The sequence below is a fragment of the Bacillus sp. RC51 genome, from assembly GCF_044908115.1.
GTDB lineage: Bacteria > Bacillota > Bacilli > Bacillales > Bacillaceae_G > Bacillus_A > Bacillus_A mycoides.
Map to the genome: position 1 here is coordinate 74,827 of NZ_JBIYCW010000011.1, position 24,359 is coordinate 99,185.

Annotated in this window: 24 protein-coding genes; 15 read left to right on the forward strand and 9 right to left on the reverse strand. The window is 35.4% G+C overall.

Annotated elements, in window-relative coordinates; genetic code table 11:
- Position 1 precedes the first annotated feature (1 nt).
- Positions 2-133, forward strand: coding sequence for a quorum-signaling peptide NprX (gene nprX, locus ABH959_RS20430; RefSeq protein WP_002174820.1), 132 nt, complete (start codon positions 2-4; stop codon positions 131-133).
- 168 nt (positions 134-301) lie between these two features.
- Entirely contained in the window at positions 302-2,002 is a 1,701-nt protein-coding gene (locus tag ABH959_RS20435; RefSeq protein WP_404493103.1) for a M4 family metallopeptidase, read from the forward strand.
- A gap of 63 nt (positions 2,003-2,065) precedes the next feature.
- Here ABH959_RS20435 and ABH959_RS20440 read toward each other — a convergent pair whose 3' ends face one another.
- Positions 2,066-2,614: a TVP38/TMEM64 family protein gene (locus ABH959_RS20440; protein ID WP_113937881.1), complete on the reverse strand. Its 549-nt coding sequence runs from the start codon at positions 2,612-2,614 to the stop codon at positions 2,066-2,068.
- 401 nt (positions 2,615-3,015) lie between these two features.
- Between ABH959_RS20440 and ABH959_RS20445 the strand changes: the two genes are divergently transcribed.
- A complete protein-coding gene (locus ABH959_RS20445) occupies positions 3,016-3,534 on the forward strand; it encodes an RNase A-like domain-containing lipoprotein (protein ID WP_002125157.1) in 519 nt (172 codons plus the stop codon).
- Positions 3,535-3,549: 15 nt separating this feature from the next.
- Entirely contained in the window at positions 3,550-3,822 is a 273-nt protein-coding gene (locus ABH959_RS20450) for a hypothetical protein (RefSeq protein WP_016097207.1), read from the forward strand.
- A 54-nt stretch (positions 3,823-3,876) separates the two neighbouring features.
- On the opposite strand, the gene ABH959_RS20455 is transcribed toward ABH959_RS20450, so the two are convergent.
- The 3 genes from ABH959_RS20455 to ABH959_RS20465 form a co-directional block, all read right to left on the reverse strand.
- Positions 3,877-5,139 (reverse strand): VanW family protein, encoded by a 1,263-nt coding sequence (locus ABH959_RS20455; RefSeq protein WP_404493104.1) that lies wholly within the window; start codon positions 5,137-5,139, stop codon positions 3,877-3,879.
- Positions 5,140-5,373: 234 nt separating this feature from the next.
- Complete coding sequence (locus ABH959_RS20460; protein ID WP_242310844.1) at positions 5,374-6,390, reverse strand: LCP family protein; 1,017 nt, start codon at positions 6,388-6,390, stop codon at positions 5,374-5,376.
- Between the two features lie 186 nt (positions 6,391-6,576).
- Positions 6,577-7,755, reverse strand: coding sequence for a NupC/NupG family nucleoside CNT transporter (locus ABH959_RS20465; protein ID WP_113937884.1), 1,179 nt, complete (start codon positions 7,753-7,755; stop codon positions 6,577-6,579).
- 91 nt (positions 7,756-7,846) lie between these two features.
- On the opposite strand from ABH959_RS20465, the gene gloA2 reads away from it, so the two are divergent.
- The 3 genes from gloA2 to aspA all read left to right on the forward strand — a co-directional run bounded on the left by gloA2 (position 7,847) and on the right by aspA (position 11,257).
- The gene (gene gloA2, locus ABH959_RS20470; RefSeq protein ID WP_404448611.1) at positions 7,847-8,233 is read left to right on the forward strand and encodes an SMU1112c/YaeR family gloxylase I-like metalloprotein; all 387 of its coding nucleotides are present in this window, start codon (positions 7,847-7,849) and stop codon (positions 8,231-8,233) included.
- A gap of 110 nt (positions 8,234-8,343) precedes the next feature.
- Complete coding sequence (locus tag ABH959_RS20475; RefSeq protein ID WP_404448609.1) at positions 8,344-9,642, forward strand: hemolysin family protein; 1,299 nt, start codon at positions 8,344-8,346, stop codon at positions 9,640-9,642.
- Positions 9,643-9,823: 181 nt separating this feature from the next.
- On the forward strand, positions 9,824-11,257 hold the full coding sequence (aspA, locus tag ABH959_RS20480) for an aspartate ammonia-lyase (protein ID WP_002029742.1): 1,434 nt from the start codon (positions 9,824-9,826) through the stop codon (positions 11,255-11,257).
- Between the two features lie 38 nt (positions 11,258-11,295).
- On the opposite strand, the gene ABH959_RS20485 is transcribed toward aspA, so the two are convergent.
- Positions 11,296-12,915 carry a lactate permease LctP family transporter gene (locus ABH959_RS20485; protein WP_113937886.1) on the reverse strand — a complete coding sequence of 540 codons (1,620 nt, stop codon included), beginning with the start codon at positions 12,913-12,915 and terminating at the stop codon, positions 11,296-11,298.
- A 203-nt stretch (positions 12,916-13,118) separates the two neighbouring features.
- Entirely contained in the window at positions 13,119-13,658 is a 540-nt protein-coding gene (locus ABH959_RS20490) for a redoxin domain-containing protein (protein ID WP_321146562.1), read from the reverse strand.
- A 387-nt stretch (positions 13,659-14,045) separates the two neighbouring features.
- Here ABH959_RS20490 and ABH959_RS20495 point away from each other — a divergent pair, with 387 nt between their 5' ends.
- Positions 14,046-14,333: an ArsR/SmtB family transcription factor gene (locus ABH959_RS20495; protein ID WP_001075217.1), complete on the forward strand. Its 288-nt coding sequence runs from the start codon at positions 14,046-14,048 to the stop codon at positions 14,331-14,333.
- A 207-nt stretch (positions 14,334-14,540) separates the two neighbouring features.
- Positions 14,541-14,720: an acid-soluble spore protein H gene (locus ABH959_RS20500; RefSeq protein ID WP_002010492.1), complete on the forward strand. Its 180-nt coding sequence runs from the start codon at positions 14,541-14,543 to the stop codon at positions 14,718-14,720.
- Between the two features lie 42 nt (positions 14,721-14,762).
- Here the strand turns inward: ABH959_RS20500 and ABH959_RS20505 are convergent, their stop codons facing one another.
- Both ABH959_RS20505 and ABH959_RS20510 read right to left on the reverse strand, forming a co-directional pair.
- The gene (locus ABH959_RS20505; protein WP_061674012.1) at positions 14,763-16,112 is read right to left on the reverse strand and encodes a peptide MFS transporter; all 1,350 of its coding nucleotides are present in this window, start codon (positions 16,110-16,112) and stop codon (positions 14,763-14,765) included.
- Positions 16,113-16,491: 379 nt separating this feature from the next.
- The gene (locus ABH959_RS20510; RefSeq protein WP_404457165.1) at positions 16,492-17,457 is read right to left on the reverse strand and encodes an ABC transporter substrate-binding protein; all 966 of its coding nucleotides are present in this window, start codon (positions 17,455-17,457) and stop codon (positions 16,492-16,494) included.
- A 162-nt stretch (positions 17,458-17,619) separates the two neighbouring features.
- Between ABH959_RS20510 and ABH959_RS20515 the strand changes: the two genes are divergently transcribed.
- The 3 genes from ABH959_RS20515 to ABH959_RS20525 are packed head-to-tail and all read left to right on the forward strand — an operon-like array spanning position 17,620 to position 20,513.
- A complete protein-coding gene (locus ABH959_RS20515; protein ID WP_404448603.1) occupies positions 17,620-18,624 on the forward strand; it encodes a FecCD family ABC transporter permease in 1,005 nt (334 codons plus the stop codon).
- Positions 18,621-19,679: a FecCD family ABC transporter permease gene (locus ABH959_RS20520; RefSeq protein ID WP_113937889.1), complete on the forward strand. Its 1,059-nt coding sequence runs from the start codon at positions 18,621-18,623 to the stop codon at positions 19,677-19,679. The genes ABH959_RS20515 and ABH959_RS20520 overlap by 4 nt, the downstream gene beginning before the upstream one ends.
- A gap of 12 nt (positions 19,680-19,691) precedes the next feature.
- A complete protein-coding gene (locus tag ABH959_RS20525) occupies positions 19,692-20,513 on the forward strand; it encodes an ABC transporter ATP-binding protein (protein ID WP_404493105.1) in 822 nt (273 codons plus the stop codon).
- 184 nt (positions 20,514-20,697) lie between these two features.
- Here the strand turns inward: ABH959_RS20525 and ABH959_RS20530 are convergent, their stop codons facing one another.
- Entirely contained in the window at positions 20,698-21,429 is a 732-nt protein-coding gene (locus tag ABH959_RS20530) for a class I SAM-dependent methyltransferase (protein ID WP_113937890.1), read from the reverse strand.
- A gap of 212 nt (positions 21,430-21,641) precedes the next feature.
- Here ABH959_RS20530 and ABH959_RS20535 point away from each other — a divergent pair, with 212 nt between their 5' ends.
- From ABH959_RS20535 to ABH959_RS20545, 3 genes are read left to right on the forward strand one after another with little or no spacing between them, the layout of a single operon-like run.
- Positions 21,642-22,832: a glycine C-acetyltransferase gene (locus ABH959_RS20535; RefSeq protein WP_113937891.1), complete on the forward strand. Its 1,191-nt coding sequence runs from the start codon at positions 21,642-21,644 to the stop codon at positions 22,830-22,832.
- Positions 22,833-22,876: 44 nt separating this feature from the next.
- Positions 22,877-23,842, forward strand: a complete 966-nt coding sequence (locus ABH959_RS20540) for an L-threonine 3-dehydrogenase (protein ID WP_113937892.1) — start codon at positions 22,877-22,879, stop codon at positions 23,840-23,842.
- Positions 23,843-23,902: 60 nt separating this feature from the next.
- Entirely contained in the window at positions 23,903-24,325 is a 423-nt protein-coding gene (locus ABH959_RS20545) for an NUDIX hydrolase (RefSeq protein WP_113937893.1), read from the forward strand.
- Positions 24,326-24,359 lie beyond the last annotated feature (34 nt).

Genomic DNA, 24,359 nt, shown 5'->3' on the forward strand with positions numbered 1-24,359 from the left:
AATGAAAAAGATGGTATTTGGAGTATTGGCGTTTATAGTAACTCTTACAGTTGCTGGAGGAATACATCAGTATAGTAGTAAACCTGATATCGTTGGTCAACAAGCTAAAACGGTTCAACAAATTAATTCATAACCAAAAAACCCCTTTCCAAACGGAAAGGGGTTTCTCAATATTTGCTCCCGAAAATTCTACAAAACTTGAGAAAACAATTATTTGAATTTTTAGTATATTAATAGTGGAAACATAATGATAATATGAAACTACTCTTTTTCAAAAATTTTTTATTAGGGGGAATGTTAGATGAAAAAGAAGAGTTTAGCGTTAGTGTTAGCGGCAGGAATGGCAGTTACTACGTTCGGAGGGACAGGCTCTGCATTTGCGGATTCTAAAAATGTACTCTCTACTAAGAAGTACAATGAGACGGTACAGTCACCTGAGTTTATTTCTGGTGATCTAACTGGAGCGACTGGTAAGAAAGCGGAATCTGTTGTGTTTGATTACTTAAACGCGGCAAAAGGTGATTATAAGTTAGGGGAAAAGAGTGCGCAAGATTCTTTCAAAGTGAAACAAGTGAAAAAAGACGCTGTAACTGATTCAACAGTAGTACGTATGCAACAAGTTTACGAGGGAGTACCTGTATGGGGATCTACTCAAGTAGCTCACGTAAGTAAAGATGGTTCTTTAAAGGTATTGTCTGGAACAGTTGCGCCTGATTTAGACAAAAAGGAAAAGTTAAAAAACAAAAATAAGATTGAAGGCGCAAAAGCAATTGAAATCGCGCAGCAAGATTTAGGAGTAACACCTAAATATGAGGTAGAACCAAAAGCGGACTTATATGTATATCAAAACGGTGAAGAAACGACATATGCATACGTTGTAAATCTAAACTTCTTAGATCCAAGCCCAGGAAATTACTACTATTTCATTGAGGCGGAAAGCGGTAAAGTATTAAATAAGTTTAATACAATTGATCATGTGACGAATGATGATAAGTCACCTGTTAAACAAGATGCTCCTAAACAGGATGCTAAAGCGGTTGTAAAGCCTGTAACAGGAACGAATAAAGTGGGAACTGGTAAAGGTGTATTAGGAGATACGAAATCGCTTAATACAACGTTATCTGGGTCATCTTACTACTTGCAAGATAATACGCGCGGAGCAACAATTTTCACATATGATGCGAAAAATCGCTCAACATTACCAGGAACATTATGGGCAGATGCAGATAATGTTTTCAATGCAGCGTATGATGCAGCAGCAGTAGATGCTCATTACTATGCAGGTAAAACATATGATTACTATAAAGATACATTTAACCGAAATTCTATTAATGATGCAGGAGCACCATTAAAATCAACTGTTCATTACGGAAGTAAGTATAATAATGCATTCTGGAACGGTTCACAAATGGTATACGGAGATGGTGATGGTGTAACATTCACTTCATTATCTGGTGGTATTGACGTAATTGGTCACGAATTAACGCATGCAGTTACGGAAAATAGCTCGAATTTAATTTATCAAAATGAATCAGGAGCATTAAATGAAGCAATTTCTGATATCTTTGGTACGTTAGTAGAATTCTATGATAACCGTAACCCGGATTGGGAGATTGGTGAAGATATTTACACGCCTGGTAAAGCAGGAGATGCACTGCGTTCTATGAGTGATCCAACGAAATATGGTGATCCAGACCATTATTCTAAGCGTTACACTGGTTCAAGTGATAACGGTGGCGTTCATACAAACAGTGGTATTATTAACAAACAAGCTTATTTATTAGCAAATGGTGGTACGCATTCTGGTGTAACTGTAACTGGTATCGGTAAAGATAAATTAGGTGCGATTTACTACCGTGCAAATACACAGTATTTCACGCAATCTACTACATTTAGTCAAGCTCGTGCTGGTGCAGTACAAGCTGCAGCTGATTTATATGGTGCTAGCTCTGCAGAAGTAGCAGCAGTTAAGCAATCATTTAGTGCTGTTGGTGTAAACTAAGGCTTTAAGGGATAGTTATTAATAAAATACCTCAAAAATAAAGAAGGAGCATAGGCTCCTTCTTTATTTTTTTCTCCATTTTTTCCACAAATAAAATAATCCAACACAACCCGCGATTGTTATAATCCACTTCGCTTCATTTGTTCCGTTTATGACATGATATGCAGAATATACTTCAATCAATAAGGCCGGTATTTTCCCTATTGTGCTGGCAATACTGAAAGAGAGTAATGACATCTTGCCTAGAGCTGCAAATAAAGTAACGATACTGGATGGAATGAAAGGAATAAAACGAAAAGATAGGACGAGTAGAAATGCCTCCCTGCCTTCTACGTAAAGAAGGCGCTCTACCTTTGGATACTTATTTACTTTATCGTGAGTGAACCTTTGAAGGCCTATACGATAAATATAAAACGAGATAATAGCCCCTAATGCCTCGCCTGTGATCGAAATGATTGTACCATTTGTTACACCGAAGAGTTGTATATTAATAGCGGTCAAAAAAATACTAGGGATAAAACCTAAAAGACTGATGATGATGTTGATTAAGATACTAAGTGGAATTGCGATTGAATAATAATCTGTTAAGAAGTTTTGAATTGTTTCAACCATTTTATAAAATCCTTTATCTTTTTTTGCATTACACCATATTTCTATTGTATAGGCAAGTGCAAATTTACATAATGTAGAAAACAGTTGATAGAAAGCTGTTTATATACCTTATGTAGGTATTGGGTATATAAAAACAGGGGTATATTTAACTTATTTGAAAAACACTCCGAAAATCCTATATTTAAAGGGCTCGTGGAGTGTTTTGATTGGTGTTTTCATCCGGGAAATAATTATAAAAACATGGGGGTATATTTTAAGAAGGGCGAAAAACAGTGATTTGATGAAAGGGGGGGGTGGAAAATATAGCAAAATGAATGAGGATTTTAAAACCGTATACATTTTTTCTTTGTGAAATTGACTTTTAGTGGAGTTACGATAATAATCATGGAAGAGGTGATACGATGAAACGATTAAGTAGTCTTTTCTTGAGTAGTTTATTGGCACTAATGCTGATTTTAAGTGGATGTGCAGGAAAAGAACAAAAAACAGAAAAACCAAAAGAGGATCATTCTACATCAGTAGAAAAAATTAGTGATAATATTTTAGATGAAATGGAAGGGCCACCTAAAAATGGTCATACGATTGAAAGGCATGTAGGCAAATCGGAAGAGGATTTGAAGAATCGTTTGAAGACAGATAAAGTTTCAGCGGCAAGTACATACTATGATAAGGAAACAGCGACAAAGGCTGTGAAAGATAGTTTAAAACAACATGATAAAGAAATTCAGGATTGGTTGAAAAACTCTAAAGAGGCTCGTCTTGTATTGAATACAACTCATTCATTCCCAGTTGGAAAAACAGTAATAAAGAAAAATATGAATGTAAAAGACAAGCTAGTAAAGACTGTTACTGTTTTAGCGAGAGATAAATCAGGAAATCTAGGATTTAAGATTATTACTTCTTATCCATCAGATAAATAAAGGGGGGGAGTATATATGTATCCAACATTACAATACTTTCTTAAATCGTACTGTACGTTAAGTATTCATGAGGATGAAATAGTAAGCGTGATGGAAGAGTTTATAGAGCAAGAGGACGAAGAGATTGTTTTGAAATTACGCGATGAATTAGTAAATATGAAGAAAAAGAACGCGTGGGAAGAAGCGTGCGTATTAGCTGCGAAGCAAGGCAATCGTGTGTGGTCTTTAGAAGAAACGAAAGATCATCTGGAAAATTTTTTACTATTATTGCAAAAGAAAAAGGCGTGAGTAGATCACGCCTTTTTGTATACGCTTTTTGAAATTTGTCCGTTTGATATTATCTCATTGTTTTGGGGCACTTTTATATACGCTTTTTGAAATTTGTCCATTTGAGAGTACTTCACCGTTTTGTGTTACTTTTTTATACGTAACCGCTGTTATTTTATCACCAGTATTACTAACTACTTGAGAAGAAACTTCAACATTTTTACCAGTATTTGTACCGAAAATACGTGTAGTAATACTACCGCCATTTGAAAATGCTTGAATGTAAATATGCTTACCTGTATTGTTTTTAAATTTTAAATCCGGACCATAATCTGCTACTGCTGCATCTTGCCCAAGTGGTAAATAATTTACGGGCATAGAATGATTGCTTCGAGAAACAATTCCTAAATCTGCCCTTAAAGCTGCGCTGTATAAAGTACTACTTACTTGGCAAACACCTCCGCCTGCACTTTGTATAACTTTACCTTGTGAATATACTGCTGCGGATTTATAACCATGTGCAGCATCAGTTACGCCAACACGGCCATTAAAACTAAACGTTTCATCAGGTGCTACAATAACTCCACTTAAAGTATTAGCTGACTTATTTACATTATAGGACTGATTTCCATTACGGCCAGCCATTGGGGTAGAGTATTCAGCAATCACTTCTTTAATCCCCATTTGTTGTATATCTTCTGTAGAACGTTCAGGTTTTATTAGTGTAACTGGTAATACAACATCGGATGTGCCAGAAGTAATAGCTGCGCTTGTTAAATCGGTTAATTTTCCTTTATCAATTTTTTCCCCAGTTTGACTTTGGCTAATATTTACTGTAGAGCCTTCAACACTTAATTCGGCGTTGACAGGATTTTTTAATGTTTCATTATATTTATCCTTTATAAAGGTTTCATAAGTTGTTGTATTTAATTGTGGTGTTAATTTATAGTCACGTTTTACTTCACCGTTTTCAGCTTGCTTACGCATGTTGTAACGATTCATTACGTTCCCTTCTTGTTCTTTAAAGATATTGTCGACAATATCCTTCTCTTTATAATCTACTCCTAAATCTTTCCACGTGTAATTTTGCTTATCATTTTGGAATACGTAGTTAAGAGGTTTTTGATTTAATTCATTCACCTTTTGATTAACAAGGGCTTGAATAGCTGCTTTATTTTTTCCATCAAGAGAAATACCTTCAAATGTAGTGTTTGGTAGTGCAGTTGTATTTAGTTGATTATTTAATTTGGATACATATTGATATCCACCAACACCACCAACGCAAAGTAATATGCCACCAGCGATAGCGGAACCGATCAGGATTTTGCTTAGCTTCATTTATTTCCCCCCAGAAAAATTTGTATAAATATATGTATTACATTTTTTGTATAAAAATGATGAAAATAACATTATGTACGTCCTAGTATACTATTATTTTCACTACGTGTGTAATGTTTTCATAAAAAATGTTACACTGCTGTAATAATTGTCTCTTTTTGTCACAATATGAATGAGAAATATGTTGAAAATTATAATAAAAAGGCTGCTTAGAAAAATCTAGCAGCCTTTTTATTATAATTTTTTATGCTCATTTTTATTCGTAACACCGAGATGTTCTTGAAGTGTTGTCGATATATCATTAACACTCTTTTCGTTTGGAACGTAATAATAAATACCACCTATATATTTATCAGTACCTTCCACTTGCAATTTATCCATTTTTAAATTTGAATCCATTGAATTTTTTGCAATAGTCATCATATCATCAAAAGTTAAATTTGTTTTTAAGTCTGTATCGACAGCATCTAATAGGCTTCCGATTTTATTAATGGAATTGAGAGATAGTGCTTTCTCAGCAATAGCTTCTAAAACAAGTTGTTGTCGTTGACCGCGCATATAATCACTGTCAATATGGCGAGTTCTAGCTAGTGCAAGTGCTTCTTCTCCATTTAAATGTTGACGTCCTTTTTTGAGGTGAATTGCATCTGCTTCGTCGCTACTATTTTGTTCTGTGAACTCAACGGGAACGTCGACAGTTATACCACCTAGAGAATCAACGATCTTGATAAAGGATTTGAAATTAAATTTTACATAGTAATCAACTGGGACATCTAAAAAGTTTTCTACTGTATCAATTGTGCTGTCTACACCACCAAATACGTGTGCGTGTGTGATTTTATCATATTTATCACGTGATTTAATGTAGACGCGTGAGTCACGTGGAATGCTGACAAGTTTAACTGATTTATCATTTTTATTAATTGTTGCAAGTAATAATGCATCCGTACGAGTTGCTTTTCCGTAACCTTTTTCCCTGATATCACTTTCATCAACACCCATAATAAGGACAGAAATGTTGTCAGTCATAGGTTTAACAGCTTTTTCACGTTTGCTGGATTTATCTCCCCGGCCGAGTTCAGAATAGGCATTGCTTAAGACAGATTTTGCTTTACTGTATATATGGAAGGAATAGCCTCCTGCTCCCATTGCTACAATAAGTAATGGAATGAGAATGAACCAAAGTAGGCGTTTTTTCTTTAATTGTTTTTTTGTGGTTCGATTATTTTTGTTAACGTCGGATTTCATCATTTGTTCTCCTTTAAAACTATCAAAGTGTATATATCTAGAAGCGTATTAAAACACATAAAAAATATTTTACGCTAAATAAAATGGATTGTACATGTATAAAAAATAGATGTCTCGATTATTTATGAGACATCTATTCGTTATTGTATACAAAAGATAAGGATAAGAAAATGATAAAATTTTACCTAATTACAACATAATACTTACAATAATTGCAGATAGAATACTAACGAGAGTAGCTCCGTATAGTAATTTTAAGCCGAACCGGGCAACAACATTTCCTTGTTCTTCGTTTAACCCTTTTACAGCACCGGAAATAATTCCAATGGAAGAAAAGTTGGCAAAAGAAACGAGGAAGACAGAAATAATACCAACTGTACGGATAGAGAGAGTGCTGGAAATTTTACTAAGATCCATCATTGCTACAAATTCATTTGTTACAAGCTTTGTTGCCATAATGCTACCAGCTGTGACAATCTCAGAACTTGGTACGCCGATAAGAAATGCAATAGGGGCGAATACATAGCCTATTAGTTGTTGGAAAGTAATGCCGAATATAATGAGGAATAGGTCATTAATACAACTCATTAATGCGACGAATCCAATGAGCATAGCGCCGACGACAATTGCTACGCGAAAACCATCAAGGATGTATTCTCCGAGCATTTCAAAAAAACTTTGCTTTTCACCTTTTATTTCTAAAATATCTTCGTCGTCGTTAACGTCGTAAGGATTAATAATGAGTACGATAATAAAACCGCTAAATAAGTTCAGAACGAGTGCGGTTACTACATATTTTGGTTCGATCATCGTCATATAGGCACCAACAATGGACATAGATACGGTAGACATAGCAGAGGCGCAAAGTGTATAAAGGCGATGTTTTGGGATTTGAGCTAATTGTTTTTTTACCGTAATAAAAACTTCTGATTGGCCGACAATAGCGGAAGCGATGGCATTGTAAGATTCTAATTTCCCAAGACCATTTATTTTGCTAAGAAAGAAACCAATCCAATGAATAAATAATGGTAGTATTTTGAAATGTTGTAATATACCAATTAAGACGGAAATAAACACAATCGGTAATAATACATTAAGGAAAAATGGCATTTCACCTTTGTTTGCAAGACCTCCAAATACAAAATTTATACCAGATGCAGCATAGTCGAGTAACTTTGTAAACAAGTTGGAAATTATCGTAATAAGGATGAGGCCAATTTCTGTATTTAATAATAAATAGGTTAAAATTAACTGTATAATAAGCATGATGAAAATTGGCTTGAATTTAATATGTTTTTTATTGTTACTAGCGATGTAGGCAAGGAGAAAAACAACGATAAGTCCAACGAAAAAAGTGATAAATTTCATAATAAGCCCCCTAAAAGAGATATTCTGATATATATGTTTTTCATTTAAAGTGAGAATATGCATGTTTGGTAAAGAGAGGAATAGAGGAATCATGAATATATGTAGAGTACATCACGTTGCAATTATTTGTTCAAATTATGAAGTGTCAAAGGATTTTTATACACGAATATTAGGTTTCAAAGTGAAGAATGAAGTATATAGAAAGGAACGAAATTCGTATAAGTTAGATTTATGTGTAGGAGGAGAGTATCAAATTGAATTATTTTCATTTCCAAGTCCGCCTGACCGCGCAAGCTTTCCTGAGGCTGCTGGACTTAGACATTTAGCTTTTGCGGTTACTGATATAGAAGATGCTGTTAAACATTTAAACCAATGCGATGTTGAGACGGAATTGATACGTGTTGATGAGATAACGGGAAAAAAATTCGTCTTTTTCCAAGATCCTGACGGTTTGCCATTAGAATTGTATGAGGGCTAAAAATTGGTGAATTTTATATAGGGTTGCTTTCAAGCAAATGAAGAAACTAAAGTGAAACTTCTTTATTTAAAGGAGGTGTAACTTTAGCTAAGAAAAGCTAAAGGACATATGTGGATATTTTAAAATTATTGATGGTAGCTGTTCTTATTGCGCTAACAGGTTTCTTTGTAGCTGTAGAGTTTGCAATCATAAAGGTGCGTAGCAGTCGTATCGATCAACTCGTTAGTGAAAAAAGACGAGGCGCATTGGCAGCTAAAAAAGTAACTTCAAATTTAGATGAGTATTTATCGGCATGTCAGTTAGGAATTACGATTACTGCTTTAGGGCTCGGGTGGTTAGGAGAACCGACGATTAAACATTTACTCGAACCGCTGTTTTTAAAATTGGATTTATCTCCTGCAATTACAAGTACAGTTTCATTTATTATTGCATTTGCAGTTATTACGTTTTTACATGTTGTAATTGGTGAACTCGCTCCAAAGACTTTTGCAATCCAAAAAGCAGAGCAAGTTAGCTTATTATTATCAAAGCCCCTTATTTATTTTTACCGAGTTATGTATCCATTTATTTGGGCTTTAAATGGCTCTGCACGATTTGTGACAGGCTTATTTGGTTTACATCCTGCTTCTGAACATGAAGTTGCGCATTCTGAGGAGGAACTAAGATTAATCTTGTCTGAGAGTTATGAGAGTGGCGAGATTAATCAAACTGAATTTAAATATGTGAATAACATCTTTGAATTTGATAACAGGGTAGCAAAGGAAATTATGGTACCTCGTACTGAAGTTGTTGGCTTATATGAAGATGAGCCGTTTGAGACACATATTAAAGTAATCGCACAAGAAAAATATACGAGATATCCAGTATTTGGTGAAGATAAAGATGAAATTATTGGGATGGTTAATGTAAAGGACTTATTTATTCGTTATATGGATGGTAATCGAGATGAAGAGTGTTCGATTACACCATATACACGTCCAGTTATTGAAGTGTTAGAAAATATCCCAATCCATGATTTACTATTGCAAATGCAGAGAAGGCACATTCCATTAGCTGTATTATATGATGAATATGGTGGCACAGCAGGGATTGTTACATTGGAAGATATTTTAGAAGAAATTGTTGGAGAAATCCGAGATGAATACGATGAAGATGAGCATCCACCTATAGAACATATAAGTGAAGTGTGTAAAATTGTAGAGGGGAAAGTGCTTATTAGCGAAGTAAATGATTTATTTGGCATACATTTGGTCGCTGATGATGTTGATACAATTGGTGGTTGGATTATGGTACAAAAGCAAATCGTTGCTGAAGGAGATATTATTGAAAAACACGGCTTTTCTTTTAAAGTTCTTGAAAAGGATATGCATCAAATTAAGCGAGTTGAAATAAAGAAAGTAGAAGAATGAATGGATTTTCTATTATATAAACTTTAATAAAAAGTATATATAGAAAAATAAATGTTTGCGCTTTCAAAAAAGGTGCTATATAGTGAAAGTGGATACTGAAGAATTCATTTAATGATACTCGTATTTTATAGGGCGAATTCTTTAGATAAGGATTTAGAATGAAAAGTATAGGTGATGAAAAATGATAGCAACGAAGGATATACGTATAGAAAAAGATTTTTTAGGTGAAAAGGAAGTACCGAGTGTAGCTTATTATGGTGTACAAACATTACGTGCCGTAGAAAACTTTCCTATTACAGGATACCGCATTCATCCGTCACTCATTACGGCAATGGCAATTGTAAAAAAAGCGGCAGCGCTTGCGAATATAGATACAGGTTACTTAGCTAAAGATATCGGACAAGAAATTGCAGAAGCGGCACAAGAGATTGTTGATGGAAAGTTCCATGATCAATTTATCGTAGACCCGATTCAAGGCGGAGCAGGGACTTCAATTAATATGAATACTAATGAAGTAATTGCTAATAGAGCGCTAGAACGTATGGGATACGAAAAAGGTGAATATGCGAAAATTAGTCCAAACACTCATGTGAACATGGCCCAATCAACAAATGATGCGTTCCCAACTGGGATTCATATAGCAACTCTTATGATGCTGGAAGAACTTCTTGTTACAATGGAAGAACTTCACTCTGCTTTTCATGATAAAGCAAAAGAATTTGATCACGTTATTAAAATGGGGCGTACGCATTTGCAAGATGCAGTTCCAATTCGCCTTGGACAAGAATTTGAAGCATATAGCAGAGTGCTAGAGCGTGATATAAAAAGAATTAAACAGTCTCGTCAACATTTATACGAAGTTAATATGGGTGCGACAGCTGTCGGTACGGGATTAAATGCAAACCCTACTTATATAGAACAAGTTGTGAAGCATTTACGAACTTTTAGTGGTTTCCCTCTTGTTGGTGCAGAGCACTTAGTTGATGCGACGCAAAACACAGATGCATATACAGAAGTATCTGCAGCACTAAAAGTATGTATGATGAATATGTCTAAAATTGCAAATGACCTTCGTATTATGGCGTCTGGTCCACGTGTTGGGTTGGCGGAAATTCAATTACCAGCTCGTCAACCAGGTTCATCTATTATGCCGGGGAAAGTAAATCCAGTTATGGCAGAAGTAATTAACCAAGTTGCTTTCCAAGTAATTGGAAATGACCATACAATTTGCTTAGCGTCAGAAGCTGGACAATTAGAGTTAAATGTAATGGAGCCGGTATTAGTATTTAATTTAATTCAATCCATCAGTATTATGAATAACGGTTTCCGTGTATTCCGTGAATACTGTATAAAGGGAATTACAGCGAATGAAGAGTTGCTTAAGCAATATGTTGAAAAAAGTGTTGGAGTTATTACAGCAGTGAATCCTCATATTGGTTATGAAGCAGCTTCTCGCATTGCACGTGAAGCAATTGCGACAGGAAAATCTGTTAGGGAGCTATGTTTAGAACATGGTGTACTTACAGCAGAAGAGCTTGATATTATTTTGGATCCATACGAAATGACGCATCCTGAAATTGCTGGTGCTTCTTTATTAAAGACTAAAAAAATGTAATGTAAAAAGCACCGATCCATTTGGATCGGTGCTTTTTTTTAGAAGATATTAAATACAGCGTTTAATTGAAGTAAGCTAATAATAGCTAAGAAGATTAAACTATATTTCATTACTATTTTAAATAGAGCAGATTCTTGACCAACTAGTCCAACTGCTGCACAAGCAACTGCTACAGATTGTGGTGAAACCATTTTTGCGATTGTACCACCAACTACGTTTAATGAAACGAGAGTAGATGGTACGATGTTTAACTGATCGGCAGTTACTGCTTGAAGTGGTGCGAATAATGAACCACTTGATACGACTGAACCTGTAATGAATACGCCAATCCATCCTAAGATTGGAGAAAGAACTGGGAATGCATTTCCTGTAGAAGAGAATGCAAGTCCAAGTGTAGATGACATACCAGAGTAGTTTTCTACGTAAGCTAAAGCGATAACGCTACAAATTGTATATACTGGAACTTTTAGTTCTTTTATTGTTTCGATCATTAATTCTTTAATCATTTTGCCGTTTACACGGTAGACGATAAGTGAAACGATGATTGCTAATACAATCGCAGTAGTTGTAGAAGAGAATACATCTAGTTTGAAAATCGCTGCGAAAGGTGTATCAGCCTTTGTAATTGGTGCAGTTTTCATAACCGCATTATGAAGACCAGGGAATTGAATGTTAAATACTAAGTTTGCCAATGGACCATCCGGAGCAAATAAAGCTTTAATTGGTTTTAAATTAAAGATTGTTACAAATGCAGTTAAGAATACGAATGGGGACCAAGCATATAAAATTTGATTGAATGTATGAGATTCTTTTTCTTCTTGTTTTTCTTCTTTAGCAGAAGATTTTGGTTGCCAAACACGTAAGAATAATGTAAGAGCGACCATACTTACGACTGCTGCGAAAATATTAGTAAGTTCAGCGCCTAAGAAATAAGTCACAAGGAACTGAGTAATTGCGAAAGAAACACCACTTACAAGAATACCTTGCCAAGTTTCTTTAATGCCTTTAAATCCATCTACCATTGAAACAAGTAAGAACGGTAAAACAATGCTAATGAATGGCAAAATGTAAACAGCTTGACGACCGACAGTTAATGCATCTAGCCCAGTTAATTGTGCAGGTACTGTAACTGGAATACCCATAGCACCCATAGCGCCACCAGCGATATTAGCTACTAAGCAAATACCTGCTGCTTTTAATGGATTAAAGCCCATACCTACAAGTAATGCAGCTGTAATAGCAACTGGAACACCGAAACCAGCTGCGCCTTCTAAGAAAGCACCGAAAGAATAAGCGATTAATAATACTTGTAAACGCTGATCATTTGTAATACTTGAAATGCTATCACGAATGACATTGAATTGTTCTGTTTTAACAGTTAATTTGTAAAGGAAGATAGCTGCGATAACGATAGTACAAATTGGATAAAATCCAGATAAAACACCGAATCCGGCAGATGCTACAGCTACAGTTGCGGGCATTTTATAAACAAATATAGCAAGAATAATAGCGACGATCACACTATAAAGCCCAGCCATGTAACCTTTCATTTTGAATCCCACTAAACAAATAATGAAGCAAAAAATTGGGAGTGCTGCGATTAGTGCAGATAACCAAATATTGTTTAATGGGTCATAAATTTGTGTCCAAGTACTCATAATAATGACAACTCCTATCTATTATATGTGAAGAAATTCACATTATTTGTGAAACTATTCACAATCAACTTACATGCTTAGTATATTCTCCTTCAACACTATTGTCAACGTGAAAAAGTATAATTATTCCATAATAGTATTAAAAGTAACATTTTGTTCATAAAGTAGACAAAAAGCGTAATCAAATTGATTTGATTACGCTTTTATAAATTATTTACATATTCTTTCATTTTTTCATATGTCATTGGTCCTACATGCTTATATTGAATGACACCGTTTGAATCGATGACAAAAGATGTTGGAATACTGATAATTTGATATGCGGCACTTGCCTGTCCTTTCTGATCTAATAGGACGGGAAAGGTATATTTGTTTTCTTCAAGAAATTGTTTTACATTGTTCGGGTCTTTTTCAGTAGCTGTCGCATTTACAGCGACAATTTCAATCCCCATATCTTTAGTATCGTGATAAAACTTCTCCATATCAGGCATTTCTATTTTGCATGGACCACACCAGCTTGCCCAAAAATTCAATATTACTTTTTTTCCTTTATAGTCTGTAAGACGAACTTCTTGACCAGTGGTTGTTTCTAGAAGGAAATTGCGGGCAACATTGCCAACTTCAGTTCCAATGGGGGTGTTTGATTTTGAAGCTATATCTTCTTTGTTGTCTAATAGGAAGTGATCGATAATAGTCCAGCCAACCGCAATGCTAATTAACGCAATAATAAACCATTTTTTAATATTACATCATCCTCCTTACTTAAATTTCCTTTTTATCGTAACAAAGTGGTTAAATATGGTCAAATTACTTTACGATAGGTTATCAATTATGGACGATATTTTACAATATCATTACTGTACATTTCAGTAAGGTGAAAATATAACAAAAAGCCTGATAAAACAACGTTTGTAAGCAAAGTATTGCTAGCCCTTTGTTTTGCTTTTTTATTGTATCATATAGTATAATATTCAAAATCAGGTGGGATTTTTTCTTGAACTGTGTGCTGATAAAAGTCGGAAAATTTTCTCAGCATTATAGGTTGATAAAGTTATGTCGTAACAGGAAATATAAGAACAGATATATAAATAAATAAAAAGAAAATAAAAAATGAAAATGAGGGGAATTTTATGAACCAAAACCAATTTGACTGTCGTATTTCAGAAGAAGACGTACAGATGTTAAGAGCATTAGCTCATCCACTTCGTCTACGTTTAGTAATGGAACTGATGCAGCGTGGAACATGTAATGTAACACAATTACAAGAGGTATTAGAAATTCCGCAATCAACTGTTTCGCAGCATTTAACGAAATTAAAACAAAATAAAGTAGTACGCTTTGAGAGACGCGGGTTAGAAGTGTACTATCAAATTCATAACGATAAAGTAAGTGAAGTAGTAAAAACATTATTTTCTTAATTTTTGAATATTACGGAAAGAAGACGTGTGAAATATACGTCTTTTTTTATTTGGAAAGGATCTAATAATAGGAAGATTTGAGAGCGTATATATTAGCGCGTTAGAAAGAAACAAACTATCGGTTGAAGTACTAAATTGACGGAATATATTCTGAAGGGATATGAAAAGATAGAAAGGAGTGTTGTAAGCCAAAGGAGGAATAATATAATGGATGTAAAACGTGTGAAACAGATATTATCTTCTTCAAGTAGAATTGATGTTACATACGAGGGAGTCCCCGTATGGATTGAGAGCTGTGATGAGCAGAAGGGTAGTGCTCAAGTGTATGACGTATCCAACCCAGGAGAGAGCGTTCACGTGGATGTGACGGCTTTAGAAGAGATGTAATAGAAAAGACGCTTCTAATTGTAGAAGCGTCTTTTTTATTCACTATTCCATCATATGTGCAATTTTCTTAGAGAACATAAGAAGTACTAATCCTAGCACGATTACGATAACACCGATGCTTGCGAATACTTCTAAATATCCTAAAGATTGAGTGAAAGCAGCTAATTGTCCTGCTAATAAGTTTGCAAAGCCAGTACCAGCTAACCATACACCCATTAATAAAGATGCTAATTTAAGAGGTGCGATTGCACTTACCATAGATAATCCGATTGGTGATAAGAATAATTCACCGATTGTGTGGAACATGTAAGTGAATACAATGAATAGTAAGTTTGCTTTCATTGTAATGTTACCTTCATCGCTACCAGTTTTTAGAACAGCTAAAGTTAAAACTAAGTACCCGATTCCTAGTAAAATCATACCAAAAGCCATTTTTGTAGGGATTTTTAAATCACCATTTTTTGTTTTTGAAAGTTTAATCCATAATGCAGAAACTGGTAATGCTAGTAAGATAATGAATAGTGGGTTTACAGATTGGAACCAAGGTGTTGGAATTGTAAATCCACCAATTGTACGATCCACGAACTTATCTGTGTAAAGTGTTAAAGAACTACCAGCTTGTTCAAATCCTGCCCAGAAGAATACAACGAAACAAGTTAAAATTAAAATTGCAGTTGTACGCTTTTTCTCTTGTGTTGTTAAAGGTTTTTTCTCAATAGGTTTTGCATTTTGTTCTTTAGATTTTTTACCGACAACAGTTGTTCCGATAGACCCTAAGTAACGAGGTGCTAAGAAATTAAAGGCAATCTGTCCAATAATCATACCGATACAAGCTGTTAAGAAACCGTATCTATAATCTGTGAAGTAACCACAAATGAATGGAGCGATAAGAGCTCCTAAGTTAATTCCCATGTAGAAGATAGTGAAGGCACTATCACGACGAGAATCGTTGTCGCTATATAATTGACCTAGTAAAGTCGAGATATTTGGTTTGAAGAATCCGTTACCGATAACTAATAATCCTAATCCTAAAAATAGTCCAGTTTTCGTGTTCATTGAAAATAGTACGAAGTTACCAATCGCCATAATGATACCGCCGATGGTAATGGCATGTCGTTTCGTAATGAAATGGTCAGTTAACCAGCCACCAATAATCGGTGTGAAATATACAAGCATTGTGAAAATACCGTAAATTTGAACTGCAACTGCTTTATCAAATCCTAAACCGCCACTTACTAAGCTCGTTGTTAAATAAAGAACTAATAAGCCACGCATTCCGTAATAACTAAATCTTTCCCATGCTTCTGTAAAGAACAACAAATATAATCCTGGTGGATGTTTTTTTGGTGATTGTTGCTCTCCAGCTTTGTCTAATTTTAAAGCTGCATCCATGTTTGTTTCCCCCTAATCCTGTATAACGGATATTTATGTAATTATTTTAATTCACAAAATATTTAGAAGTCAATAGAATTATATGGAAATAGCAAGAAAATTTCTGAAAAAATCTATTTTTCTTCAACCGTTATTGTATTTTTCCCTGAAAACAAGATAATAAGCGTTTTCAAATGTAGTAATTGAATTCTAAAAGAAAGTAAAATAGTGATAAATCAGAAAATTTAGATTAGAATATTTATTCTGATATAGAGAAAAAAAACTATATTTACTTTTATAATATAACATATCGGTAATAAAAATACAAAATGAAATAATGTGACACTTCAGTGAAATGAAAAAACCAGCTCCATAAAAGAGGGAGCTGGTTAGAATAAAATTATTTAACAAAGCGTTTTTCAATATCATCTAGTAGTAAGTTAGCGGCCATTACACCACCAGCTGTATTCCAAATAACGTCGTCAACTTTGTATGCTTTTCCGCTCTTTACTACATTTAAGTTTTTAAAGAGAGGATCGTTTATATATTCTTTTTCTAGTTCAGAACCTTTTTTCTCATTGCCTTTATCGAATGTGAAGTAGAATAATACATCGCCATCCATTGCCGAAATACGCTCTTTAGATACGTTACGTTCGGCGAAATCATCTTTGTTTTGATCTCCAGGACGTTTAAATCCAAGTTCTTTTAAAATAACACCAGAGAATGTATCGCCATGATAAATACGAACATCACCAGGCATAAAACGTACCATAGAAATTTCTTGATTTACTTTATCGCCAAGTTGGCCTTTCAAATCTTTCATACGTTTTTCGTAATCAGCTAAAACCTTTTGACCTTCTTTTTCTTTATTTAAAGCCTTTGCATAAAATGTGAAGTTATCTTTCCATTCACCGCGTAATGTTTCAGAGAACACAGTAGGTGCGATTGCTTTTAGTTGCTCGTACACTTTTTCGTGGCGCATTTTGTTACCGATAATTAAGTCAGGTTTTAAAGAAGCAATTGTTTCAACGTTAACTTGTCCTTCATCACCAACAACTTTTACATCTTTCATTTTGTCTTTAATATGTGGATACCACGGATCACCAGTCCAAGATTTTACAGCACCAACTGGTTTTACCCCTAACTCAAGTAAAGCTTCAGTTCCTTCATTTGTTAAAATAACTACACGTTTTGGATTAGCAGGAACTTCTGTTTTACCCATTGCATGTTCAACCTTAATCATTTCTTTTTTCGTATCTTCTTTTGTTTCCTCTTTAGTATTTGATTTTCCACAAGCACTTAAAAGTAATGAAAAGGCTAGTAAAAATACAAATACTGTAAACGAGTTCTTTCGCATAAATTTCATTATGTACCCCCTACATACTGAGAAGTTTTTTCAATAGCAAGCATGATAGTAATACTTCATGGTCCATTTGTCAATGAAAATAATTCTCATTATCATTGACAATGAGAATTAAGTTGAAATACACTTACAACGTATCATTATACATTGAAGGGGAAACGCTGCATGTTATTAAAAACAAATCAAGCAAAATGGATTGGATTATTTGTTGGAATCATTGCAGTCGTTATTTGTATTTGGGGAAGTATTATTTTCGGGTATACAAATACGAGTTGGAAATTAGCGATAGATGCTTTTTTTCATTTTAATGGTTCCAATGAACATATTATTATTCAAAATGTGCGTCTACCAAGGGCATTAATTGCAGCTAGTGTTGGTGCTAGTTTAGCCATTGCGGGTTGTTTAATGCAAACTTTAACAAAGAATCCGCTTGCTTCTCCAGATTTTATTGGATTAAATTCAGGCGCTGCGTTCTTTATAGTTGTAGCAATTGTACTTTTTTCCGTTACGTCTTTATCGGCTTTCACTTGGATTGCCTTTTTAGGAGCGGCAGTTGCAGCAGTACTTGTATTCGCCTCTAGTTCTTTAGGAAAAGAAGGGACAACACCTCTTAAGTTAACGTTAGCAGGTGTTGCAATCAGTGCGTTATTTTCATCATTAACACAAGGGTTACTTGTTTTAAATGAAAAAGCATTTGAAGAAGTGTTATTTTGGCTTGCCGGATCTGTGCAAGGAAGAAAGTTAGAAATTTTACAATCTGTATTCCCATATTTATTAATAGGCTGGATCGCATCTCTTATGATGGCAGGGAAAGTAAACACATTAATGATGGGGGAAGACGTTGCAAAAGGACTTGGACAACGAACAATTTTAATGAAATCATTCGTACTACTTATTATTGTATTGCTGTCTGGTGGTTCAGTTGCGGTCGCTGGTCCAATTGGATTTATTGGTATTGTTACTCCGTATTTTGCCAGATTCCTTGTTGGAGTAGATCACAGGTGGAGAGTACCGTATAGCGGCTTGTTAGGTGCAATACTATTACTCTTAGCTGATATAGCAGCTAGATATGTCATTATGCCACAAGAAGTACCAGTAGGGGTTATGACAGCATTTATCGGGGCCCCATTCTTTATTTATATTGCACGTAAGAGAGGGCTTAGCAAATGAAGAAGTATATTCCGTTTCGTATAGGAAAAGGTGGGCTCTCGTTTTTAATGTATAAACGAGCTGTTCTAGTCTTGTTTAGTTTACTAGTTGTTTTAATAGGATTATTTTTTGCGAGTGCAGGTATGGGAGATATGAAAATTGCTCCTTATGATGTATGGCAAGCGATTACGGGAAATGGCGATGCGATGTCAAATATGGTTGTAAATAAATTTCGTATGCCGCGTATTTTAATTGCCATCCTTGTAGGAATCGCACTTGCTGTAGCGGGCTGTATTTTACAAGGGCTCGTTCGAAATCCACTGGCTTCTCCTGATATCATTGGGATTACGGGCGGGGCAAGTGTTGCAGTTGTACTATTTTTAGCTATATTTAGTGATAAAAATAATGCGCTAACAGTAAGCATTCATTATATGCCATTAGCAGCTTTTGCTGGTGCAACGATTGTAGCGTTGTTTGTATATTTATTTGCATGGAGAAATGACGGGTTATCACCGATTAGTCTTGTTTTAATTGGTGTTGGATTTTGGGCATTAACGAAAGCAGCAACAACTTTATTTATGTTGTTAGCACCAATTTATCAAGCAAGTCAAGCGAATGTATGGATCACAGGTACTGTTTACGGTTCTTCATGGCAAAATGTTATGGTACTTGCGCCGTGGGTTCTCATTTTAACGACAATATCATTTATCGCTGCGAGACATTTAAATGCACAAGAGCTAGGGGATGATATAGCAGTGGGACTTGGTGTTCCTTTAACGAAGTCGCGTGTATTTATGTTGTTACTTAGTACAGCTTTAATTGGCGGGGCAGTTGCCTTTGCAGGAGGAATTGGATTTGTTGGTTTAATGGCACCTCATATTTCGCGAAGATTAGTTGGCTCTTTCTACGGTGCATTGCTCCCAGTTGCGGCGATTATCGGTGCAATTCTAGTACTCGCTGCAGATTTAATTGGGCGTACAGTTTTCACACCACTTGAAATTCCAGCAGGGGTATTTACATCAGCAATTGGTGCACCTTATTTTATTTATTTACTTTATAAAAGTCGGAATTCATAAAGGGAGATTAATATGCAAAAAGCATTGGAGACGAAACGCTTGACGCTGTCGTATGGTGAAACGATTATTATTGATGAGCTGAATTTAGAAATTCCAAAAGGGAAAATTACAATCTTCATCGGTTCTAACGGTTGTGGGAAATCAACTTTATTACGTTCACTAGCTAGATTATTAAAGCCAACAACCGGTGACATTTTGTTAGATAATCAAGCAATTCAAAGTATGCAAACGAAGCAAATTGCTCGCCAAATGGCAATTTTACCGCAAGGGCCACAAGCTCCAGAAGGACTTACAGTATTGCAACTTGTAAAGCAAGGACGTTATCCATATCAAACATGGCTGAAGCAATGGTCCGAAAAAGATGAGGAAATGGTACAAAAAGCGCTTGCTGCAACGGGTATGACAGAATTTGCTGAGCGTGATGTTCATGCCCTTTCAGGTGGACAACGTCAACGTGCTTGGATTGCAATGACCCTTGCACAAGATACAGATATTATTTTGCTTGATGAGCCGACTACATATTTAGATATGACGCACCAAATTGAAGTGTTAGATTTATTATTCGAATTAAATGAAACAGAGCAAAGAACGATTGTTATGGTATTGCACGATTTAAATTTGGCATGTCGTTATGCAGACAATATTGTAGCTATTCAAGATAAACAAATATATGCGCAAGGTAAACCAGAAGAAGTTATTGACCAGAAGTTAGTTCGGGATGTATTCCGTATGGAGTGTCAAATAAGCGCTGATCCGTTATTCGGGACACCGCTCTGTATCCCACATGGAAGAGGAAGACGTGTATTTAAAGAGGCTGTTCAAGCGATGAGATAACGAAAAAAGACGATGAGGATTCATCGTCTTTTTTACCCCGCTATTTGAGGACAGTAAGATCCCCATCTCAAAATTCAGCGAAAGCAAAGAAGCTGGTTGGGGGATCAACTGCCTGTAAAAGCCCGATTGGTGAGGGCTAATAATCAGTGGGGGATGAACATCCCCCACTGATTAAAGTTTCACTTTATTTTCGGCAAGAAAATAATAGAAAAAGGGGAATACGTAAACGTCGTTCATATTCTTCTTCATCTTGAAAACAGTTTCGATTTGGTGTAGCTTCGTTTAAGTTTGTAATCGTAAATCCGGCTTGTTGTAATAATGTAAAATATTCTTCCGTAGTCCGGTGATATTTAATAACTTCTTGATCAATCCATGGCTCAACTCGTTTTCCTGTTTTGAAATAATCATCGACGAGCCAACTAGTTCTTTTACCACTCGTTTGCAAGCTTTCAAATGAAGAGGTAATAACGGGATGTTGAACGCTAAAGGTGAAGGTTCCGTTTGTTTTTAAAGTTTGAAACACATTTTGAAAAATGATATCAAGGTGTTCAATATAATGTAAGGCAAGTCTAGATGTTACTAAATCAAAAGTAGAAGGAGGGTATGTGTAGTCTTTGAGGTTTAAAAAATGAACGGTGCCATTTTTATTTTCTAGTTGTTTTTTAGCTTTTTCATACATAAGCTCGGAGCCTTCAATACCAGTGTAAGAGTGGCATCCATGTTCTAATAATTCTTCGCCGAATTTAGCATCACCACAACCTAAATCGAGGATTTGTTTTCCTGTTACATTGCCAATGAGCTGAAAGAATGCTGGTTTTTCAAGGGATTCGTTTGGACTATTTTCTCGATATCTTCGCTGCATATATTGCTCTAAAAATGATTCGTTATTATATACATCAGATTCAGTAAATGCCATTTTAAAAGCCCCCTAAATATTTTTTTAATTCTATCAAATATGAAAAGTAAATGATAGATTTCTCGTAATGAATCATATATAATCTAAAATTGTAAGCGGTTTCTCTAAGCTATTTTTCTATAATAAATTCTGAAAACGTGTTAAGCTAGTAGAGGGATTATTAGAACTATTAAGATAATAATCCGCTTACATGAACGATGGGAGGCTTCACGATGTCTAGTAAAACACTTGCAAACTTTTTAGAAGAAAATTTAGAGGATTTAAAATCAAAGGGGCTTTATAACGTAATTGATCCGCTTGAAAGTCCAAATGGACCGATTATTACAATTGGCGGAAAAGAATATATTAACTTATCTTCAAACAACTATCTTGGATTAGCGACTGATAATCGCTTACAAGAAGCAGCAATTGGTGCAATTCATAAGTACGGCGTTGGAGCAGGAGCTGTTCGTACAATTAACGGTACTTTAGATTTGCATATTAAATTAGAAGAAACAATTGCAAAGTTTAAACATACAGAAGCAGCAATTGCTTATCAATCAGGATTTAACTGTAATATGGCAGCGATTTCAGCTGTTATGGATAAAAATGATGCGATTCTTTCAGATGAATTAAACCATGCATCTATTATTGATGGTAGTCGTCTATCAAGAGCGAAAATCATCGTTTATAAGCATTCTGATATGGAAGATTTACGCAAAAAAGCAATCGAGGCAAAAGAATCAGGTCTTTATAATAAATTAATGGTTATTACAGACGGTGTTTTCTCAATGGATGGAGATATTGCAAAATTACCAGAGATTGTTGAAATTGCAGAAGAGCTGGATTTAATGACATATGTAGATGATGCACACGGTTCAGGTGTACTTGGCAAAGGTGCAGGCACTGTAAAACATTTCGGTCTTTCTGATAAAGTTGATTTCCAAATCGGTACATTATCAAAAGCAATTGGGGTAATTGGTGGATATGTAGCTGGGAAACAAAACTTAATCGATTGGTTAAAAGTGCGTTCACGTCCATTCTTATTCTCAACAGCTTTAACACCAGCTGATGCAGCTGCTTGTATGAGATCAATTGAAATTCTAATGGAAAGCACAGAGTTACACGATCGTTTATGGGAAAATGGTCGCTATTTAAAACAAGGGTTAAAAGAACTTGGCTTTAACATTGGAGAAAGTGAGACACCAATTACGCCTTGTATTATTGGTGATGAAGTATTAACACAAGAATTTAGTAAACGTCTAAATGAAGAAGGCGTATACGCAAAATCTATCGTATTCCCAACTGTAGCAAAAGGAATGGGACGCGTTCGTAATATGCCTACAGCAGCTCATACGAAAGAACTGTTAGATGAAGCAATTCGTAAGTATGAAAAAGTAGGGAAAGAAATGGGTATCATTTAAGTAACGACATCTTTTGAATAGCTTGCAAATGAGGAGTGGGGAAAATGAAAAAAATTCTAGTAACCGGTTCTTTAGGGCAAATTGGTTCTGAACTAGTAATGAAACTTCGTGATGTATACGGCGCATCGAACGTTATTGCAACTGATATTCGTGAAACAGATAGTGAAGTAGTAACGTCTGGTCCATTTGAAACGTTAGATGTAACAGATGGACAAAAATTACATGATATTGCAAAGCGTAATGAAGTAGATACAATTATTCATTTAGCGGCTTTACTTTCAGCAACTGCAGAAAAAAATCCATTATTTGCTTGGAATTTAAATATGGGCGGACTTGTAAATGCATTAGAAGCAGCACGTGAATTAAACTGTAAGTTTTTCACGCCAAGTTCTATCGGTGCATTTGGTCCATCAACGCCAAAAGATAATACACCACAAGATACAATTCAGCGTCCTACTACGATGTATGGGGTAAACAAAGTAGCAGGAGAATTATTATGTGATTATTATCATCAAAAGTTTGGCGTTGATACGCGCGGTGTACGTTTCCCAGGCTTAATTTCTTACGTAGCTCCTCCAGGAGGCGGAACAACTGACTATGCAGTTGAAATTTATTATGAGGCGATTAAAAAAGGTACATACACCTCATACATTGCAGAAGGAACATACATGGACATGATGTATATGCCAGATGCTTTACAAGCAATCATCTCATTAATGGAAGCTGATCCAAATAAACTAGTTCATAGAAATGCGTTTAACATTACAGCAATGAGCTTTGAACCAGAGAAAATTGCAGCATCAATCCGTAAACACATTCCGAACTTTACAATGGATTACGCAGTAGATCCAGCTCGTCAAACAATCGCTGATAGCTGGCCGAACTCTATTGATGCAACAGCAGCAATGAAAGAGTGGGGCTTTAAGGCAGAATATGATTTAGACAGAATGACAACTGATATGCTGGCTAAGTTAAAAAAAAAGCTCGCATCTGAGTTAGTAATGAATTAATAGGAAGAGCCGATTCTTAGGAATTGGCTCTTAATTATTTTAGGAAGGGAGAAAAGCAACATGCAAAGAGTTGATGTCGTATATGCACTAATACACGATAGCGAAAAAGATAAAATATTAATGGTACATAATATAGAACAAAACGTTTGGTCATTGCCAGGCGGGGCTGTTGAAAAAGGAGAAACGTTAGAGCAAGCACTAGTAAGAGAAGTGAAAGAAGAGACAGGTTTAACTGCTACAGCAGGTGGGCTTGTTGCAATAAATGAGAAGTTTTTTGAAGAGAAAGGACATCATGCATTATTTTTTACATTCCGAGCAAATGTAGTAACAGGTGAACTTCGTGCAGAAGATGAAGGAGAAATTTCCGCAATCGAGTGGGTAGATAGAAAAATCGCGAATGAGCGATTCCCATACTATGATGGAGGGTTCGAATTATTATTAGAAGTTTCCATTCCATACAAGTTTCAACCAGAAACAAAGTGAGTGAACGAAAAAACAGGAGCCACAAGGCTCCTGT

What these genes read in the sequence shown, in the direction of transcription:
- nprX (WP_002174820.1), top strand. Translation starts at nt 2, where the DNA reads ATGAAAAAGATGGTATTTGGAGTATTGGCGTTTATAGTAACTCTTACA.
- ABH959_RS20435 (WP_404493103.1), top strand. Translation starts at nt 302, where the DNA reads ATGAAAAAGAAGAGTTTAGCGTTAGTGTTAGCGGCAGGAATGGCAGTT.
- ABH959_RS20440 (WP_113937881.1), bottom strand. Translation starts at nt 2,614, where the DNA reads ATGGTTGAAACAATTCAAAACTTCTTAACAGATTATTATTCAATCGCA.
- ABH959_RS20445 (WP_002125157.1), top strand. Translation starts at nt 3,016, where the DNA reads ATGAAACGATTAAGTAGTCTTTTCTTGAGTAGTTTATTGGCACTAATG.
- ABH959_RS20450 (WP_016097207.1), top strand. Translation starts at nt 3,550, where the DNA reads ATGTATCCAACATTACAATACTTTCTTAAATCGTACTGTACGTTAAGT.
- ABH959_RS20455 (WP_404493104.1), bottom strand. Translation starts at nt 5,139, where the DNA reads ATGAAGCTAAGCAAAATCCTGATCGGTTCCGCTATCGCTGGTGGCATA.
- ABH959_RS20460 (WP_242310844.1), bottom strand. Translation starts at nt 6,390, where the DNA reads ATGATGAAATCCGACGTTAACAAAAATAATCGAACCACAAAAAAACAA.
- ABH959_RS20465 (WP_113937884.1), bottom strand. Translation starts at nt 7,755, where the DNA reads ATGAAATTTATCACTTTTTTCGTTGGACTTATCGTTGTTTTTCTCCTT.
- gloA2 (WP_404448611.1), top strand. Translation starts at nt 7,847, where the DNA reads ATGAATATATGTAGAGTACATCACGTTGCAATTATTTGTTCAAATTAT.
- aspA (WP_002029742.1), top strand. Translation starts at nt 9,824, where the DNA reads ATGATAGCAACGAAGGATATACGTATAGAAAAAGATTTTTTAGGTGAA.
- ABH959_RS20485 (WP_113937886.1), bottom strand. Translation starts at nt 12,915, where the DNA reads ATGAGTACTTGGACACAAATTTATGACCCATTAAACAATATTTGGTTA.
- ABH959_RS20495 (WP_001075217.1), top strand. Translation starts at nt 14,046, where the DNA reads ATGAACCAAAACCAATTTGACTGTCGTATTTCAGAAGAAGACGTACAG.
- ABH959_RS20500 (WP_002010492.1), top strand. Translation starts at nt 14,541, where the DNA reads ATGGATGTAAAACGTGTGAAACAGATATTATCTTCTTCAAGTAGAATT.
- ABH959_RS20505 (WP_061674012.1), bottom strand. Translation starts at nt 16,112, where the DNA reads ATGGATGCAGCTTTAAAATTAGACAAAGCTGGAGAGCAACAATCACCA.
- ABH959_RS20510 (WP_404457165.1), bottom strand. Translation starts at nt 17,457, where the DNA reads ATGAAATTTATGCGAAAGAACTCGTTTACAGTATTTGTATTTTTACTA.
- ABH959_RS20515 (WP_404448603.1), top strand. Translation starts at nt 17,620, where the DNA reads ATGTTATTAAAAACAAATCAAGCAAAATGGATTGGATTATTTGTTGGA.
- ABH959_RS20520 (WP_113937889.1), top strand. Translation starts at nt 18,621, where the DNA reads ATGAAGAAGTATATTCCGTTTCGTATAGGAAAAGGTGGGCTCTCGTTT.
- ABH959_RS20525 (WP_404493105.1), top strand. Translation starts at nt 19,692, where the DNA reads ATGCAAAAAGCATTGGAGACGAAACGCTTGACGCTGTCGTATGGTGAA.
- ABH959_RS20530 (WP_113937890.1), bottom strand. Translation starts at nt 21,429, where the DNA reads ATGGCATTTACTGAATCTGATGTATATAATAACGAATCATTTTTAGAG.
- ABH959_RS20535 (WP_113937891.1), top strand. Translation starts at nt 21,642, where the DNA reads ATGTCTAGTAAAACACTTGCAAACTTTTTAGAAGAAAATTTAGAGGAT.
- ABH959_RS20540 (WP_113937892.1), top strand. Translation starts at nt 22,877, where the DNA reads ATGAAAAAAATTCTAGTAACCGGTTCTTTAGGGCAAATTGGTTCTGAA.
- ABH959_RS20545 (WP_113937893.1), top strand. Translation starts at nt 23,903, where the DNA reads ATGCAAAGAGTTGATGTCGTATATGCACTAATACACGATAGCGAAAAA.